We start from the raw sequence: 16,749 nt of genomic DNA on the forward strand, positions 1-16,749 counted from the left end.
CGCGGAAGCGCGCAGAGCGGGCCCCGCAACGGAGGGAATCAGCGCAGGGTGAAGATGGTCCGGTGCCAGTCCTTCTCGATGACGCCGTCCAGCTCCACCATCACGTGCTTCACCTGGGTGTATTCCTCAAAGGAGTACGCGGACATGTCCTTGCCGAATCCGGACTGCTTGAAACCGCCGTGGGGCATCTCGGAGATGATCGGGATGTGGTCGTTGACCCAGACGCAGCCCGCCTTGATCTCGCGGGTGGCGCGCATGGCGCGTTGGAGGTTGTTGGTCCAGGCTGACGCTGCCAATCCGTAGACGGTGTCGTTGGCGAGCTGGATCGCTTCGTCATCGGTGTCGAAGGGAAGAACCACCAGGACCGGGCCGAAGACCTCGTCCTTGACGATCTCTGAATCGGGGGCGGCGTCCACCACCAGGGTGGGCCGGTAGAAGGCGCCTTTTTCGAGGCCGCCGCCGGTAGGGGCATGACCCCCGGCCACTACTTTGCTGTAGCCCCGGGCTCGATCCACCATTCCCGCCACATGGTCGCGCTGCTTGAAGGAGACCAGGGGGCCAAGGTCCGCGTCGGTATCCCCAGGCGCGCCAAGGACGATCCCGTCGAACCGCTCGGCGACCTTCGCCACGAATTCTTCGTACACGCTCCGGTGCACAATGGCGCGGGTGGCGGCGGTGCAGTCCTGTCCGGTATTGATGAGCGAACCTGCAACGGCGCCATGCACTGCGGCGTCCAGCGTGGCGTCGTCGAACACCACAAAGGGTGCTTTTCCGCCCAGCTCAAGGTGCACGCGCTTGGCGTTGACGGCAGCAGCTTCCAGGACCGTGCGGCCCACCGCAGTGGAGCCCGTGAAAGACACCATGTCCACATCGGGGTGCCGCATGAGCGCTGCCCCAACAGTGGCGCCGTCGCCCACCACCACGTTCACCACGCCGTCGGGCAGCCCGGCATCCGTGAGCGCCTGCGCGAACATGAGCGATGTCAGCGGCGTGATTTCAGCGGGCTTGAGGACGATGGTGTTGCCAGCGGCGATCGCGGGCAGAATCTTCCATGCAGCCATCTGCAGCGGGTAGTTCCACGGTGCGATGGACCCCACCACGCCAATCGCCTCGCGGCGGATGGAGGAGGTGTGCTGGGGTGAGTACTCAGCTGTGGCTTTGCCTTCGAGGTGGCGGGCGGCTCCGGCGAAGAAATCGATGTTGTCGATGGTGCCGGGGACGTCGAATTCGCGGGTCAGCCGCAGCGGCTTGCCTGTCTGTGAACTCTCCACCCGGGAGAACTCCGCGGCCCGTTCCTCCATGATCCGGGCGAACTTCTGCAGGATCCCGGCTCGTTCTCCCGCGGTGGTCCGTGACCATGCGGGGAAGGCTGAGCGGGCAGCTGCCACCGCGGCTTCGAGGTCAGCCACCGAAGCGAGGCTCACGGTTTCCACCACCTCGGAGGTCGCGGGGTTGATGACGTCCAAGGTGTTGCCCGAGGTGCCGGACAGAAGGTGTCCGTTGATGAACTGATGCATGTGGGTGCCGTGCTTTCCCTGCCGGGCGTCGGTGTCCGGGCAGTGATGAAGGGACGACGCCGGATAATGGCGTCGTGCGGGGGAGGTGCGTTGCGTTGCCGGGCAGGCAGGTGTCAGGCCTGCGTGCTTTCGCGTTCGGCGCTGTCCAGGATGGCCGCGAGACCGGCTTGGAATGCCTTCAATGAGTCGAGGTTTTGCAGTGCGGCGTGGTGTTTTTCCAGGAGGGGGTGCCCGGTGATGCGGGTGAAGACCCTGGGGTTGAGCCAGGGATCGTGGCCCTCGGAGTCCGGGAGTCGCTGGATTTCTACGGCAATGCCGGCGCCGAGTGCAAGGGTGTAGCTTTCCAAGGCTGCGTAGTAGTGCACCACGCGGTCCTCGTCGAGCCCGGCGTCGGTGAGGCATTGCAGGACGAACTCGATTGCCTTTAGCTCGCCGGGGCCGTAGGTGTCCGTGGCGAATGACTCGCTGCCCAAGGAGGGGTGCTGCATGAAAACCCTGAGGAGTTCGTCCAGGTACGCTTCAAGCCGGGTGCGCCAGTCCTGATCGCGCGCCGCGGCCAGCGTACGCTCCACCGATGTCATGAACAGCTTGTCCAGTGCTGCCCTGACGATTGCGTCCCTGTTCCGGAAATGCCGGTAGACGGCGGTGGCATCCACTTCGAGTTCCTGTCCCAGCCGGCGGACGGTCAACCGTTCGCCGGGTTCCTGGTGTGAAATCCGGAGGACGGCGTCAATGATGGTGGCTGGGTCCAAGCGCGTGCGGCGGTCCGTCGACTGTGCTGGCTGCACCATCTGTTGTCCGCCTTCCATGCGATCCCCGGTTGAATATCAACCTACATGATCCATGGGCACCTCCTTTCGAGGATAAGTCAAAGTCTTTGTCAGCGTTGATGTCAACACTGTTGACTTTAATGTGATCCGGCTCATAGTCTGTCTCCCAGAGTTGAATTTCCCTCGAAAGGACTCGATCGTGCACGCAGAGATTTTGTTGGAGAACGGATGGGTGTACACCGGCAAGGGCGCCGGACCCATTCGGGCAGATGTAGCAATAGGGGGCGGCCGGATCATCGCCGTCGGCAGTCCCGAGGACCTGGAGGAAACTGCGACGCCGAACACCCGTCGCGTGAACCTGGAAGGGCAACTGGTGCTTCCCGGGTTCCAGGACGCCCACATCCACCCCATCTTCGCTGGGATAGAGCTGCTCCAGTGCGACCTGACGGAGGTGGCCAGCGCAGAAGAGGCCGTGGCAACAGTTGCCCGCTACGCCGCGGACAACCCGGACCAACCGTGGATCCTGGGCGCAGGCTGGTCCATGGATTTCTTCCCCGGTGGCACACCCGTGCGGGACTTGCTTGATGCTGTGGTCCCGGACCGGCCCGTGTACCTCGTCAACAGGGACCACCATGGCGCCTGGGCCAACACTGCGGCGTTCACAGCCGCCGGGATCACCAAGGACACCCCTGATCCGGACGGTGGCCGGTTGGAACGCGAACAGGACGGAACGCCGGCAGGCACCGTGCACGAAGGTGCCATGGACCTCTTCAACGAGGTAAAGCCGGCCGTGCCCTATGAGTTGGCGTACCAAGGGCTGCTCGCATCCCAGCAGTTGCTGCTCGCCCAAGGCATCACAGCCTGGCAGGACGCCTGGGTTCCCATCCCGGAAGGCGAACATGCCGATCACCTTGAGGTCTACCAGGACGCCGCGAAGGCCGGGGATCTCAAAGTCCGGGTCACGGCATGCCAATGGTGGGACAGGACCGCAGGCATGTCCCAGCTGGACGCAATCGTGGAACGCCGGAATAGCGTACGCGAAGCATTCGACCCCCTGCAGCTCAATGCCAACACGGTCAAAGTCATGGTGGATGGCGTGGCCGAAAACTACACGGCCGCCATGCACCATGTTTACCTGGACCACCACGGCCACCACACGGACAACCGCGGGATCGAGTTCTTCGAGCCGGAGCAGTTGAAGGAGTTCGTCACCGCGATCGATGCCGAGGGCATGCAGGTTCACTTCCACGCCCTCGGCGACCGTGCTGTCACGGATGCCCTGGACGCGCTGGAAGCAGCCCGGATCAGCAACGGCGCCAACGATCACCGGCACCACCTCGCTCACCTGCAGGTGGTCCGCGGCGAGGACATTCCCCGCTTCGCGGAGCTTAATGCGGCCGCCAACGTACAGGCTCTGTGGGCCTGCCACGAGGAACAGATGGACACCCTGACACTCCCGTTCCTGGAACCGGGTGCGGAAGACAGGCACTACCCGTTCGGGGAACTGGCCCGCGCCGGCGCCACAGTGGTGGCAGGCAGCGACTGGCCGGTCTCCACGGCCGACCCCATCGCAGCCATCCATGTAGCGGTGAACCGCACAGCTCCCGGCGAGGACTTGCCCCCGCTCGGCCCGGAATCACAAAAGCTCAGTCTCCACCAGATCGTGGACGCCTACACCCACGGCACGGCATGGATCAACCACCTGGACGCCGCAACGGGAACGGTGGAACCGGGGAAACTCGCCGACCTCGCCATTCTGGACGTCAATCTCTTCGAGCTTCCCGTGGAGGAACTGCACGGCGCAGTGGTGACGCAGACGTGGATTGGGGGCGAGTGCGTCTATGACCGGGCGGCCGCTCAAAGCCCACTCACGGAAACAACCCGCAGTCACCAGACGACGGTAACGCAGTGAGACGGCCGACAGCACCCCTGCCTGCGCAGGGTGCCGTGCGCCGCAAACAGCGGACGACGCCGTCGCGCATCACCGCGGTGACGGTGGCCGGCGTCGTGCTCGGCTTGGTCCTGGGCGGCTGCGGCACGCGGCCCGCCAGTGTGACCGACGCCGCGGGCGGTGCCAAGTACACCCTGTCCGACTCCACAGAGAAGCCCACCCAGGAGATCGACAACTTCACCTGGGCCATGTACGCGGAGCCGTTCTCCCTGGACTACGCCTACGCGTTCGATTACCCGGACAACACTGTCCTGGCCAACGTGTGCGAATCGCTCTTCCGCTGGAATGCGGACCTCTCCACCTCGCCCGGCCTGGCCACGGGAGTGGAGAATCCGGATCCCCTCACGTGGATCTATACCATCCGTCAGGGCGTGAAGTTCCACGATGGCAGCGAGATGACGGCGGACGACGTCGTTGCGTCCCTGAGCCGCCACATCGATCCGGAAGTGGGTTCGTTCTGGGCGTCGTCCTACCAAAACGTGGAATCCATCGAGAAGACCGGTGACTACGAAGTCACGGTCACCACCACGCGTCCGGACTACGTGTTCAACAATTCGTTGGTTGGCGCCCCGGGCGTAGTGGAGTCCGCAGCAACCCTCGAGGAAGCAGGCAAGGACTACGGCAACTCCAAAGCGGGCGTGAACTGCACGGGGCCATTCCAGTTCGACCAGTGGGAAGCGGGGGAGAGCATCACCCTCAAACGCTTCGACGACTACTGGGATCCGAACCTGAAAGCCAAGTCGAAGCAGGTCACGTTCACCATGCTCCCGGACGCCACATCACGTATCAACGCCTTCCAGACCGGCGAAATCGACGGCGGCTTCGCGATTCCGTCCAACGCGATCGACATCCTCAAAGCCAACAAGGACGCCGGGTCCCTGTACTTCGGCAATGACACCTCCGTGCAGAGCATGGTCTTCACCAACCTGGCCGGGACCTTCCAGGATGTCCGGGTCCGCAAGGCACTCATGATGGCCATCAACCGTGAAGCGCTGATCAAGGCCGCGGAGCAGGGGTACGCGAAGAGCACGGACGCACTGACCACCAGGAGTGTGTGGAAGGACGTCCCGGCCGGCACAGCTGATGAGGCTTTTGATGGCCTCCTCTCCACGCCCTATGACCTGGAAGAGGCAAAGAAGCTGGTGAAGGAAGCCGGGGCGGAAGGCAGCAAGTTCGTCTTTGCCACCGCCTCCCTGAATGCCGCGTTCGACATCACGGCACGGGCCATCGCGTCCGCGGCCAAGGAGATCGGCTTGGAACCTGAAATCCAGACCATGTCCAACGACAAATACACCACCCTGTTCTCTGACCCGGAGGCCCGCAAGAACGTGGACCTGCTGGTGACGTCCTGGTACCTCTCCAGCACCGAACCCCTGGAAATGTACAGCGTGCTGCGGACCGGGGACTTCAGCAATTACGGCGGCTGGAGCAACCCGGAATTCGATGACCTGGTGAACTCCGCCTACAGCGTGCAGGACCCTGACGCCCGCGGCAAGCTCACGGGCCGGGCCGCCACACTGGCCAGCCAGGAAGTGGTCTGGGGGCCGCTCTACGAGACCGTTACCTCCATGTGGCTCAGCAAGCGCATTACCGGAGCGGACCCCTCCATCAACTACATGTACTTCCCGTGGGCAGCCCAGATTGGAGGTCGCTGACATGACCGCTGCAGAACAGGTCCTGGCCACCCCGGCGCCGGGCGAACCCATGCGTAAGCAGGCCAGGAACAGGGCAGTCCGCCCGGCCGTGTACATCGTGAAGAAGCTGCTGGCCTTGGCCCTGACGTTGTTTGTCGCCTCCCTGGCCGTCTTCTTCTCCCGCTTCCTGGTCCCCGGAGACCCCGCACGTTTCCTGCTCAGGGGACGCAGCCCCAAACCCGAAGCACTGGAAGAAATCACCCGCCAGTTCGGCTTGGACAAGCCAGCCTGGGAACAGTACCTGAACTGGCTCGGCGGCATCCTGCACGGAGACTGGGGGCGCTCGCTGACCTACCGCCAGGACGTCTCCGACGTCTTGCTCGGCCGCTTGCCCACCACCCTGCAACTCGTGGCTTTGGCCGCAGTGTTCATCACGATCCTTGGGTTGTTCGCCGGGATCGTGGCCAGCCTGAACAAGGGCTTCGGCGACCGCTTCATCCTCATCACCCTCACCGCTGCCGGGGCCGTTCCGCCGTTCGTGGCAGCCATCGCCTTGGTAGCACTCTTCTCCGTAGGCCTGGGATGGTTCCCCTCCTTTGGAAGCGGCGACGGCGGCTTGGACCGGATCTGGCACCTCACCCTCCCCGCACTCGCCTTGGGCATCACCTACATCGCGATGGTGGCCCGGGTGACGCGCTCCTCCATGAACGAGCAACTGCTCCGCGAACACGTCGAAGTTGCAACCAGCCGGGGCCTCACCCGCGGATCCGTGGTGGCACGCCACGTGTTACGCAACGCCCTGGGACCCATCCTGACCGTCAGCGGCGTGCTGGTGGCCGGCCTCCTCGTCTCCAGCGCGATCATCGAGCGGACGTTCGGCCTCTCCGGCATCGGCCAGCTCCTGGTGCAGTCCATTGACAGGCTGGACTTCGCCGTCGTCCAAGCGATCGTCATGGTGGTGGTTGCCGCGTTCGTTGTGGTGAACACCGTGGTGGACCTCGTCCAACCCCTCATTGATCCGCGTATCGCGGCCGGAACGGAGTCCCGATGACCTTGGCCATCCAGCTGCCGCAGACAGGCCTTCGCCGTTACGGCAGCCTCCTGTCACCCATGGCGTGGGGCGCGCTCGCCGTTGCCGCCGCCGTCGTGCTTCTTTCCCTGTTCGCCCCGGCCCTGGCACCGTATGACCCGGACTATGTGGACCTCAACAACGTCCTGGCCGGTCCCAGCGGGCAACATCTGCTGGGCACCGACGCGCTGGGCCGGGACCTCCTGAGCCGGCTCATGCACGGTGGACGGACCTCGCTCCTGGGACCCACCATCGTGGTGATCGGGTCCACTGTGCTGGGACTTCTGCTTGGCTTGGTGGCCGGCTGGTCCGAAGGCTGGCTGGGCAAGGTCCTTGGCCGGGTTTTCGACCTTCTCTTCGCTTTTCCCGCACTGCTGATGGCCATGCTCGCCATCGCCCTGTTCGGTAAGGGGCTCTTTGCTCCGATCCTGGCCATGACCATCGCCTATGTTCCGTACGTTGCCAGGCTCGCGCAATCCCTGGTGGTGGCTGAACGCAGCCGGCCCTACGTCCAGGCGTACCGCGTGCTGGGGTTCCGGACGCCGTGGGTGGTGCTGGGGAGGGTGCTGCCCAACCTCATTCCCACAGTCGGCGCCCAATCCACGCTGAACTTCGGTTACGTGCTGGCCGACCTCGCAGCGCTCTCCTTCATCGGACTGGGCGTCCAACCGCCCACCAGCGACTGGGGAGCCATGATCGAGGAGTCCCGCGGCGCCCTGCTGGGTGGGTACATCCTGCCCGCCTTCTGGCCCGCCTTGGTAGTGGTCCTGGTAGTGGTGGCCGTCAACGTCATCGGCGAGGAACTCTCAGACCGCATCGGAGGAAAACTTTCATGAGCCAGCTGTTGCAGATCGAAAACTTTACGCTCGGGTTTCCGGGCCGTCCGCCGCTGCTGGACAGCGTTTCCCTGCACGTGGACGACGGCGAAGCGGTCGCCTTGGTGGGGGAGTCCGGCTCAGGCAAGTCCCTGACCACCCGGGCCGCACTGGGCTTGTTTCCCGGCGGTGCACAGTCCTCCGGCCTCGTGTCGGTGCAGGGCCTCGATACCCTGACGGCCGGCAAGCAACGGCTGATGGAGCTGCGCCGCAAGCATGCTTCGATGATTTTCCAGGACCCCCGGGCCGGCATCAATCCGGTCCGGACCGTGGGGGACTTCCTCACGGAAACACTCGTGCGGTTTGAGGGTCTGGCCCGCGCCGAAGCCACCGAACGCGCCGTGAAGCAACTGGAGCAAGTGGGGCTTCGGCGGGCCAAGGAACTCATGGACCAGCACCCGCACCAGCTCTCGGGCGGCATGCTCCAGCGGGTCATGATTGCCGCTGCGCTCCTGAATTCACCGGATCTGCTGCTCTGCGACGAGCCCACGACGGCCCTGGACGTCACCACCCAGGCCGGGATCGTGCGGCTCCTGCGCGAGGAACAACAGTCCCGCGGTATGGGCATGCTGTTCATCACGCACGACCTGAACCTGGCCGCGAGCCTGTGCGAACGCGTCTACGTGCTCCGTCGCGGCGAAGTGGTGGAACACGGACCAACCCGGACCGTGTTCCTGGCGCCCCGGCAGGACTACACGCGGCAGCTGGTGGAGGCGACGCCTGTGATTGAGGTGGGTGCCGGTTCTGCGCCGGAGACGGCGGGATCTCCCCTGCTGCAGGTTTCCGGGCTCACCAAGACCTACCAACTGCCCCGCGGCGACGTCATCACTGCCTTGGACGATGCCGGCTTCAGCCTTCCCGAGGGCGGTTCACTGGGGGTGGTGGGCGAGTCCGGCTCCGGAAAGTCCACCCTTGCCCGGCTGGTGGTGGCCCTCGAAACCGCCAGCTCAGGCGAACTCACGCTCCGCGGCGTCCCCAGGCCACACCGGCCGTTGAAGGCCTCCGAGCGGAAAGTCCTGGCCAAGGAAGTGCAGATTGTGTTCCAGGACCCTTACCTTTCCCTGGACCCGCGCATTCCGGTAGGCAATGCTGTGGCCGATGTCTTCCGCTTGCACCAGAAGCAAGGACGCAAGGAAGCCAAGGACAGTGCACGCGATCTCCTGGCCCGGGTGGGGATCGGGCCCGAACGGTTCGACGCGCGGCCCCGTGCCCTCTCCGGTGGCCAGAGGCAGCGTGTCGCCTTGGCCAAAGCCCTTGCCGCCCGTCCCAGGCTCTTGGTGTTGGACGAGGCCACCAGCGCCCTGGACGTCTCTGTCCAGGCCCAGGTGCTGGACCTCGTGGAGGAGCTGCGGGACCAGTTCGGACTCACCATCCTGTTCGTCACCCATGACCTCGCGGTGGTCTCGCGCATTTGTTCCGAGCTGATCGTGATGCACCAGGGCCGGATCGTGGAGCAGGGTCCCACGGCGCGAATCCTTGAGGACCCCGGAGACGACTACACCCGGAACCTCATCGCCTCCCGTCCCCGGCCCTTGTGGGACGCAGAGCCGGTCTCTGCCTGACCGGTTCCTAGATCAACGATTGAAACAGGAGAACCTCCCGTGAAGACCACCGTTTTCGAACGGAATGTCCCGCAGGCCGCCGTCGTATCCCGTGCGCTGGAAGGTGCCGCCCACCGGCCTTTCTGGATCGACGACCTGAAGGACTCAGCAACTCGCTACCCCCAGCTCGACGGCGATGCTGCCGCCGACCTTGTGATCATTGGTGGCGGATACACCGGCCTCTGGACGGCGCTGCGTGCCAAGGAACGCGACCCCGGCCGGACAGTGATCCTGGTGGAAGCAGAACACGTGGCCTGGGCCGCGTCCGGCCGCAACGGCGGCTTCTGCGAGGCCAGCCTCACCCACGGCCATGAGAATGGCAGGAACCGTTGGCCGGACGAGCTGGAGACCCTTGACCGGCTGGGCATGGAAAACCTGGACCGCATGCAGGAAGCCGTGGAGAAATACGGCCTGGACTGCGATTGGGAGCGGACGGGTGAGCTCAACGTTGCTGTCGAACCCCACCAGGTTGCCTGGCTCAAGGACGACGACAGCCCGGGGAGCGTCTTCCTGGACCAGGCAGCCATCCAGGCCGAGGTCAACTCGCCTACCTACCTGGCGGGCCGCTGGCACAAGGACTCCGTGGCGATGGTCCATCCGTACAAGCTCGGCCTCGAACTTGCGCGGGTGGCAACGGAGTTGGGTGTGCGGATCTTTGAAGGCACGCGCGTGCGTGAACTCAAGGACCATGAGGACGGCGTCACTGTGGTTACCGAACGGGGGAGCGTTGAGGCCGGGCACGTCGTCCTTGGCACCAATGTGTTTCCATCCCTGCTCAAGCGGAACCAACTCATGACCGTGCCGGTGTACGACTACGCCCTCATGACCGAGCCCCTCACTGCGGAACAACTGGAGTCCATCGGCTGGGGTAAACGGCAAGGCATCGGGGACGTGGCCAACCAGTTCCACTACTACCGCATCACCAAGGACCACAGGATCCTGTTCGGTGGATACGACGCGCTCTACTTCTGGGGTCGGCGGGTGGACCAGCGGCACGAGCATCAGCCCGCCACGTGGGAGAAGATCGCCTCCCACTTCTTCACCACGTTCCCGCAATTGGAGGGCCTGAAGTTCACGCACAAGTGGGCTGGCCCCATCGATTCGAGCACACAGTTCTGCGCGTTCTTCGGCACTGCGCGGAAGGGCCGTGTGGCGTACGCTGCCGGGTTCACCGGGCTGGGTGTGGGTGCCACGGCGTTTGCTGCCGATGTGCTCCTGGATCTTTTGGCCGGCCTCGACACCGAGCGCACGCGGGTGGAGATGGTCCGGAAACGCCCGCTGCCATTCCCGCCTGAGCCGCTGGCCTCCCTGGGCATCAACCTGACCCGGTGGTCCATGGACCGGGCCGACCACAACCAGGGGAAACGGAACCTCATCCTCAAAGCGCTCGACGCCGTGGGGCTGGGTTTCGACTCCTGAGTCTCCCCGTTGTGGGGCCTGGTCTGCGCGTTTAGATCCCTGGGATGCGTGGAGAGCGGGCCTCGCAATGCAGGGTGGTTAGCGTTTGGGGGCCGGTTTGCGTTGGGCGGAAGCGTTCGACGCCGGCCGCTTGGCTGGCGTCGTTGGCGTACGGGGTGCGGGGCGCTTAGCGGGTGTCCCGGCGCGGGGCGCCGGTTTGCGCGGCGCTGGGGTGCGCTTTGCCGTCGTCGAGGGTCGTTTGGTTGGGACAGCGGCACGCGATCCGAACGAGGGCACTACGGCCCCGAGGAACAGCACCGCCAGTGTCCCAACACCGGCCGCGGCAGCCAGGTAGAAGTAGATGTCGGAGTCCTGGGTGCTGCTGGCACTGCCCAAGGCGTTGGCATCCTGGTTGAAGGCGATGCCCCACATCCTCAGGAACGCGATGCTGCAGCCAATGAAGAGGCTGGTGCCCACTGCGCCAAGGAGGACCACGAGGTAGCGGCGGCGGTTGAAGACCTGGACGAGGGACGCAAGATAGCAGACCAGCACAGCGCCGAGGAACAGGTACAACACCAGTTCCTCGAGCACCACCGCTGCCAGTACCAACAGCCCGAGGGAGACGAACGCGGCCACCACCGCAAGCTTCCCGCTGTTCCCCATGTGACGCATGAGGTTAATCATCGCCGACCGAGTGGCCGCGCCACGCCGTCGTACATTGCAGTTGAATACCGTTAGGGACAGCCAGTTACTTGATGACGTATCCGTGCATGATGGTCATCACAGCTGCGACGCTTTGCTCGCGGGTCCGCTCCGGGTTGTATGTCTGACGATCCAGGCCCACCACAAAGATTGCCCCGAAGATCGCCGCCTCCAAGGAGCCGCGGGCAATGGACTCGTTGACCTTGTACCCGGCCGCCACGCTTTCCACAGCCGAGCCGATCACGGCCAGCAGCTCAGCACGGAGTTCGGCGAACACGGCGCTCCACTCGCCGGGCGTGCGCCAGTTTTCACTGACCCACAAGCGTGCGAAGGAGGGGTAGTCGTCCATGAATTCCATGGCCTGGCCCACCATGTTGTTCATGGACTCCAAGGGGTCGCTGGCCTGTCCACGAACATCCTGGAGCCGGAGCAGCATGATGTCCACGCCGTGCCGGAGCAACTGGGCGATGAGGTCCGATTTGCTGCCGAAGTTGTAGTAGACAGTGCCCTTGGAGACCCCGGCCGCGGCGGCGATTTCGTCCACCGTTACCCCCGCGGCGCCGCGCTCGCCGATCAGCTCCATGGAGGCTTCAAACAGGCGCTGCTTGGTGGCGTTGGTGCGTTCCGGCCGGAGCTTCTTTTCTGCAGGGCCGGCGGGGACGGGCTGAGTGGTGCTCATACTGCGATCTCCGGCTTCAGCGTCTTGAGGGTCCACACCTTGTGCTTGCGGACGGCGAGCGTGGACAGCGCCATTCCCAGCAAAGTGTATCCAAGGAGGCCAAGGACAGTCGGCCAGATCATGCTGAGTTCGCCTCCGTAGATCAAGTGCCTCATGCCGGTGACCACGTAACCCATGGGCAGGACCTCGTGCACCACGTGCAGCGGCATGGGGGTGGTCTGCCACGGGAACGTGCCGCCCGAGGACACCAGTTGCAGGACCAGCAGGATCAGCACCACGAACTTGCCCGGTGTCCCCATCAGCGCCACGATGCCTTGGATGATTGCGCTGAACGCCATCACCGCGGCCAACATGAACAGCCACATTCCGATGGGGTGGGCGGGGTTCAAGCCGAGACCCAGGTTCACTACAAGGGTGAGGATGGTGGCCTGCAGGACCGAGACGACGAAGAACGGCAGCCAGCCTCCGACGGCGATTTTCCAGGCGGGGGCGTTGGACGCCAAGGCCCGCTGGGTGATGGGCCGCATGGCCTGGACCAGCATGAAGACGCCGATCCACAGTGCCAGGGTCAGGAAGAAGGGTGCCAGGCCGGCGCCGTAGGAACCTGCCTTGGCTTGGGAAACGTTGTCCACGGCGACGGGATCAGCGATCACCTTGGACACGCTGCTCTTCTGCTCATCATTCGGGTTGGGGATCTCTCCCGCGCCCTTGGCCAGTTCCGTGGCCAGGGTGTGGGCGCCGTCGGAGGCTGTGACTCCACCGCTGGCAAGCTGTCCCGCGCCGTCGTCCAGTTGGCGGGCGCCGTCGTCGAGCTTGGCAGCACCGTCCAAAGCGGTCTGCTGGCCGGCAGCCAGCGTGGCTGCACCGGTGTTCAGTTGTCCGGCACCGGCAGCAGCCTGCGAGATGGCGTCGGTCAACGTTGGTGTTGCCGCGGCGAGCTTGGAAGCTCCCGCGCTCACGGCGGCCGAACCGTCCGAGAGCTGCTGGATCTTGGCGGCATCGCCGGAAATCTTGGCCTTTGCGTCCGTGACGGGGCCCGAAGCAGCAGCGGCGTCGAAGTCCGCCAGGACCTTGTCGGCCTGCTCCTGGGTCAGCACGCCAGCGGTAACCAGCCGGGCGTTGGACTCGACGACGCGGTTCCGGAGGCCCTTGTCCGCCGCTTCAAGCTGCCCGACGACGTCCTGGACTTTCGCGTTCAGCTCGGCGTTGCCGGCGGCTACTTGCGCGGCACCGTCGGCCAGCTTCTTGGAGTCGGCCGGGAGGGTGGAGGTCTTGTTCTTCAGTTCCGTGAGGCCTGAACTCAACTGGCTGGCGCCGGTGTTGAGTTGCACCGCACCGTCACGCAGCTTGGTTTGCCCCGCCACGAGTTGATCGGCACCCGTCACCAACTGGGTGGTGCCGTCGTGGAGGGTGGCGGCGCCGTCGCTCAGCTTCCCCACGCCCGTGGCCAGTTCCGAGGCTCCGTCCGCCGCTTTCACGATCGACGAATGGATGGTGCCGAACCCGGTGAGGAGCTGGTTGGCGGTTTCCTCGCCCGCTTCCTTTGCCACGGTGGAATGCACGGCCGTGGTGAGCTTGTCCACGATGGTGCTCAACAGGTAGTTGTTGGCGTCGTTGGTGGTGACGTGAAGCATGGCCTGGTTGGCGGCGTCGAAGCTGCCGGGGGAGACCAGGTTGGCGGAGAAGTCCTTGGGGATCCGCAGCGCGAAGGCGTACTCGCCCGTGCGGACACCGGCGTCTGCGTCCTCGGCGCTGGAGACCGGCTTCCAGTTGAAGACGTGGCCCTCAACCAGGCTGTCCGCTACTTTCCGGCCGGCCTGCAGCTCGGTGCCGTCCGATGATGTGGCGCCTGTGTCCTCGACTACCAAAGCCGCGTCGATCTGGTTCAGGTTGCCGTACGGATCCCAGTTCGCGTAAAGGTACACGGCGCCGTAGAGCAACGGCACCATGGTCAGGGCGAGGATGGTCAGCTTGGGCAGGAGCCCGCCGGTCATGCGCTTGAGTTCGGAGCGGGCGAGCCGCAGAACAGTCACTTTGCAGTCCTTTGGAGGTTTTCGGAGTCAGGTTCGGCAGCGGCTTTAGGTGCTGCTGGAGTTTCGGGCGTTTCCGGGTCTTCCGGGGCCGGCTTGGCCGCGTGCTTGGCTTTGGGCTCATCGGCCGGCTGGAGCTTGGCGGCCGGCTGGAGCTCGACGGCGGTGCCCGGCTTTGGCTGGGCGGGCTGAGGTTCGGAGGGGGCGGGTTCCGCTTCCGGTTCAGGGGGGTGAGCGACAGAGTTGCCGATCACCGCTGCGGCTCCGGTCCAGTTCTCCGGGAGGGCACCTACGACGGCGACGACGGCAAGCGGCCGCCCGGCGTCGGACGCCAGCGCCTGAAGTCGCGGCAACCACGCGGCGGGATCGGCGCTGTGGCGGTCCGGGGAGTCAACCACGAGGAGGTCGGTGGCTGGATCAGCCAAGGCAAGCGCGGTCAGGAGTTCAAGGCGGCGGCCGGCCGGAATCTGTTCGATCCAGAGTCCCGCGATGTCCTCGAAGCTGTTGACCTTCAGCCACGGCTTGCTCAGCAGTGCACCGCGGTAGCGGCGGGGGATGAGGGAGAGGTCTTCGGTGACGAGGTCGCGGACGCTGAGGTGCTGCTCGGGCTCGTTGACGCCGGGGGAGTCCACGAGGGCGCTTGCGAGGCGGATCTTCTTGGTCTTGGTGGTGGTGTCCCAGCTGAGGACGCCGTTGCTTGGCTTCATGCGGCCACTCAAGGCCAACGCCAGGGCCGTCCGCTGGTCCTGGCCCTCTCCGGCAACGAGCAGGAGTTCGCCGCGGCGGACTTGAAGGGACGTGGCTGGAAGGAGATCGTCCCGGCGGCCGTTGATCTGGAGTTGCTGTACGGACAGCACAATGAAGCCTTTCGCAGAAATGGTGTCTGCGAAAAGTCTAACTGAACTGACTGGTCAGTTCAAATAGAAATTAGAGTCCGTACTTTTCCAAGAGTCGCAGCCACACTTCGCTGATGGTGGGATACGAGGGAACCGCGTGCCAGAGCCTGTCCAAGGGAACCTCGCCAACAATGGCTATGGTTGCCGAGTGGAGGAGTTCGGCCACCCCCGGGCCTACGAAGGTGGCACCGAGGATGACCTTGCGATCCTCATCCACCACGATCTGCGCCCACCCCTTGTAATCAGGGGAGTGCAGCTGGGAACCGGATACGTTGATGGGGAGTTCCACGCCGGTGACGTTCTTGCCCTGCAACAACGCCTGCTCCAGGCTTGGGCCCACGGAGGCGACCTCGGGGTCGGTGAACACCACGCTCGGGACCGCGTGATCGTTGGCGGTGTGGGCCCACGGGCTCCACGGCTGGGGCGTGCCCTTGAGCTTGCCGTTGGCCCGGGCCACGATGGCGTCACCGGTAGCGCGGGCCTCGTACTTGCCCTGGTGGGTCAGGAGTACCTTGCCGGCGGCGTCACCGGCGGCATAAAGCCAGAGCCCGCTCGTGCCATCGCTCGCTGGGCCTTCAACGAGTCCGCTGGATTCGGTGGTAAGCCGGAGTGGTTTGCCGTTCTGAGCCTCGACGCCCACATTCTCCAAGCCCAGGTTGGCCAAGGCGGGGTGCCTTCCCGAGGCCACCAGGAGCTTATCGGCGGTGACTGTCTTGCCGTCGAACGCGACCGTCACCGAGCCGTCGTCGTTCGTCCCGACCTTCTGGACATCGGTATGAACGTGGACGGACACGCCATCGGCGCGGAGCCCGGCCAGGACCAGGTTCGCGGCTTCCTCCGGGTAACTGCTCAGCAGTCGGCCGCGGGCAATCAGGGTCACGTCGGAGCCGAGACGGGCAAACGCCTGCGCCATTTCCACACCCGCCACGCCGCCGCCGAGCACGGTGAAGCGCCGGGGGACTTCCTTGGCTGCCGTGGCCCCGCGGGTCGTCCAGAACGGGACGTCCTTCAAGCCCTCGATATCGGGGATGGTGGGGGTTGATCCCGTCGCGACCACCACGGCATGGTGTGCCTTGAGCGCGTAGCTGTTGCCGTCGAGGCCATCAACCTGGACCTCGCGGGGGCCGGTGATGCGGCCGCGTCCACGGATCAACTCGATGCCGGCGCTGTCCAGCCATTCCACCTGGCTGCCGTCCTGCCAGTTATTGGTGAACCAATCCCTATGCTTGAGTGCGGCCGGGGCATCGACCACCCCGGTAACGGCCTCGGACGCGCCCGGGACAACTTGCGCGGCGTGCAGGACACTTCCTGGCCGGAGCAATGCCTTGGACGGGATGCACGCCCAGTAGGAGCACTCGCCGCCCACCAATTCGCTCTCGATAATCACCGCCGTCAGGCCGCCTCGGACCACCCGGTCCGCTACGTTTTCCCCCACGGCGCCCGCGCCGATCACGATTACATCGAATTCCCGGGAGCTCTCGGCAGTCATGGGGAAAGCCTACGCCGGGTGAGCATGGGTTGTGAGGCCCGCTTTGCGGGCTTGAGGTGGCTTTTGGGGCGCAGAGCGGGCCTCGCACCGAGCCGTTTGTCCGAATAGTGGGATCTGTATCTCAAAATATGGGACGGC

The 16,749-nt window shown here is 64.9% G+C and carries 13 protein-coding genes; 6 read left to right on the forward strand and 7 right to left on the reverse strand.

What is annotated here, in order from left to right; all coding sequences use genetic code 11:
* Positions 1–38: 38 nt before the first annotated feature.
* Both J3D46_RS08795 and J3D46_RS08800 read right to left on the reverse strand, forming a co-directional pair.
* Positions 39–1,517, reverse strand: coding sequence for a gamma-aminobutyraldehyde dehydrogenase (locus J3D46_RS08795; RefSeq protein WP_253466477.1), 1,479 nt, complete (start codon positions 1,515–1,517; stop codon positions 39–41).
* Positions 1,518–1,630: 113 nt separating this feature from the next.
* Complete coding sequence (locus J3D46_RS08800; protein ID WP_253466480.1) at positions 1,631–2,308, reverse strand: TetR/AcrR family transcriptional regulator; 678 nt, start codon at positions 2,306–2,308, stop codon at positions 1,631–1,633.
* 178 nt (positions 2,309–2,486) lie between these two features.
* On the opposite strand from J3D46_RS08800, the gene J3D46_RS08805 reads away from it, so the two are divergent.
* The 6 genes from J3D46_RS08805 to J3D46_RS08830 are packed head-to-tail and all read left to right on the forward strand — an operon-like array spanning position 2,487 to position 10,836.
* Positions 2,487–4,199, forward strand: coding sequence for an amidohydrolase (locus J3D46_RS08805; RefSeq protein WP_253466483.1), 1,713 nt, complete (start codon positions 2,487–2,489; stop codon positions 4,197–4,199).
* Positions 4,196–5,893, forward strand: coding sequence for an ABC transporter substrate-binding protein (locus J3D46_RS08810; protein ID WP_253466486.1), 1,698 nt, complete (start codon positions 4,196–4,198; stop codon positions 5,891–5,893). Before J3D46_RS08805 ends, J3D46_RS08810 begins: the two co-directional genes overlap by 4 nt.
* Before the next feature lies 1 nt (position 5,894).
* Positions 5,895–6,923: an ABC transporter permease gene (locus J3D46_RS08815; RefSeq protein WP_374110783.1), complete on the forward strand. Its 1,029-nt coding sequence runs from the start codon at positions 5,895–5,897 to the stop codon at positions 6,921–6,923.
* Positions 6,920–7,777, forward strand: coding sequence for an ABC transporter permease (locus J3D46_RS08820; protein ID WP_253466490.1), 858 nt, complete (start codon positions 6,920–6,922; stop codon positions 7,775–7,777). Before J3D46_RS08815 ends, J3D46_RS08820 begins: the two co-directional genes overlap by 4 nt.
* Positions 7,774–9,378 (forward strand): ABC transporter ATP-binding protein, encoded by a 1,605-nt coding sequence (locus J3D46_RS08825; protein ID WP_231341367.1) that lies wholly within the window; start codon positions 7,774–7,776, stop codon positions 9,376–9,378. The genes J3D46_RS08820 and J3D46_RS08825 overlap by 4 nt, the downstream gene beginning before the upstream one ends.
* Positions 9,379–9,417: 39 nt before the next feature.
* On the forward strand, positions 9,418–10,836 hold the full coding sequence (locus tag J3D46_RS08830) for an FAD-binding oxidoreductase (protein ID WP_253466492.1): 1,419 nt from the start codon (positions 9,418–9,420) through the stop codon (positions 10,834–10,836).
* A 78-nt stretch (positions 10,837–10,914) separates the two neighbouring features.
* Here J3D46_RS08830 and J3D46_RS08835 read toward each other — a convergent pair whose 3' ends face one another.
* The 5 genes from J3D46_RS08835 to J3D46_RS08855 form a co-directional block, all read right to left on the reverse strand.
* Entirely contained in the window at positions 10,915–11,478 is a 564-nt protein-coding gene (locus J3D46_RS08835; protein ID WP_253466495.1) for a hypothetical protein, read from the reverse strand.
* 85 nt (positions 11,479–11,563) lie between these two features.
* On the reverse strand, positions 11,564–12,196 hold the full coding sequence (locus J3D46_RS08840) for a TetR/AcrR family transcriptional regulator (RefSeq protein WP_253466498.1): 633 nt from the start codon (positions 12,194–12,196) through the stop codon (positions 11,564–11,566).
* A complete protein-coding gene (locus J3D46_RS08845) occupies positions 12,193–14,229 on the reverse strand; it encodes a YhgE/Pip domain-containing protein (RefSeq protein ID WP_253466501.1) in 2,037 nt (678 codons plus the stop codon). Before J3D46_RS08845 ends, J3D46_RS08840 begins: the two co-directional genes overlap by 4 nt.
* Complete coding sequence (locus J3D46_RS08850) at positions 14,226–15,083, reverse strand: ABC transporter ATP-binding protein (protein WP_253466504.1); 858 nt, start codon at positions 15,081–15,083, stop codon at positions 14,226–14,228. The genes J3D46_RS08845 and J3D46_RS08850 overlap by 4 nt, the downstream gene beginning before the upstream one ends.
* 70 nt (positions 15,084–15,153) lie before the next feature.
* Positions 15,154–16,611: an NAD(P)/FAD-dependent oxidoreductase gene (locus tag J3D46_RS08855; protein WP_253466507.1), complete on the reverse strand. Its 1,458-nt coding sequence runs from the start codon at positions 16,609–16,611 to the stop codon at positions 15,154–15,156.
* Positions 16,612–16,749 lie beyond the last annotated feature (138 nt).

Origin of the sequence: Paenarthrobacter sp. A20, from assembly GCF_024168825.1 — a bacterium.
GTDB lineage: Bacteria > Actinomycetota > Actinomycetes > Actinomycetales > Micrococcaceae > Arthrobacter.

What these genes read in the sequence shown, in the direction of transcription:
- J3D46_RS08855 (WP_253466507.1), bottom strand. Translation starts at nt 16,611, where the DNA reads ATGACTGCCGAGAGCTCCCGGGAATTCGATGTAATCGTGATCGGCGCG.
- J3D46_RS08825 (WP_231341367.1), top strand. Translation starts at nt 7,774, where the DNA reads ATGAGCCAGCTGTTGCAGATCGAAAACTTTACGCTCGGGTTTCCGGGC.
- J3D46_RS08795 (WP_253466477.1), bottom strand. Translation starts at nt 1,517, where the DNA reads ATGCATCAGTTCATCAACGGACACCTTCTGTCCGGCACCTCGGGCAAC.
- J3D46_RS08820 (WP_253466490.1), top strand. Translation starts at nt 6,920, where the DNA reads ATGACCTTGGCCATCCAGCTGCCGCAGACAGGCCTTCGCCGTTACGGC.
- J3D46_RS08835 (WP_253466495.1), bottom strand. Translation starts at nt 11,478, where the DNA reads ATGGGGAACAGCGGGAAGCTTGCGGTGGTGGCCGCGTTCGTCTCCCTC.
- J3D46_RS08840 (WP_253466498.1), bottom strand. Translation starts at nt 12,196, where the DNA reads ATGAGCACCACTCAGCCCGTCCCCGCCGGCCCTGCAGAAAAGAAGCTC.
- J3D46_RS08815 (WP_374110783.1), top strand. Translation starts at nt 5,895, where the DNA reads ATGACCGCTGCAGAACAGGTCCTGGCCACCCCGGCGCCGGGCGAACCC.
- J3D46_RS08800 (WP_253466480.1), bottom strand. Translation starts at nt 2,308, where the DNA reads ATGGTGCAGCCAGCACAGTCGACGGACCGCCGCACGCGCTTGGACCCA.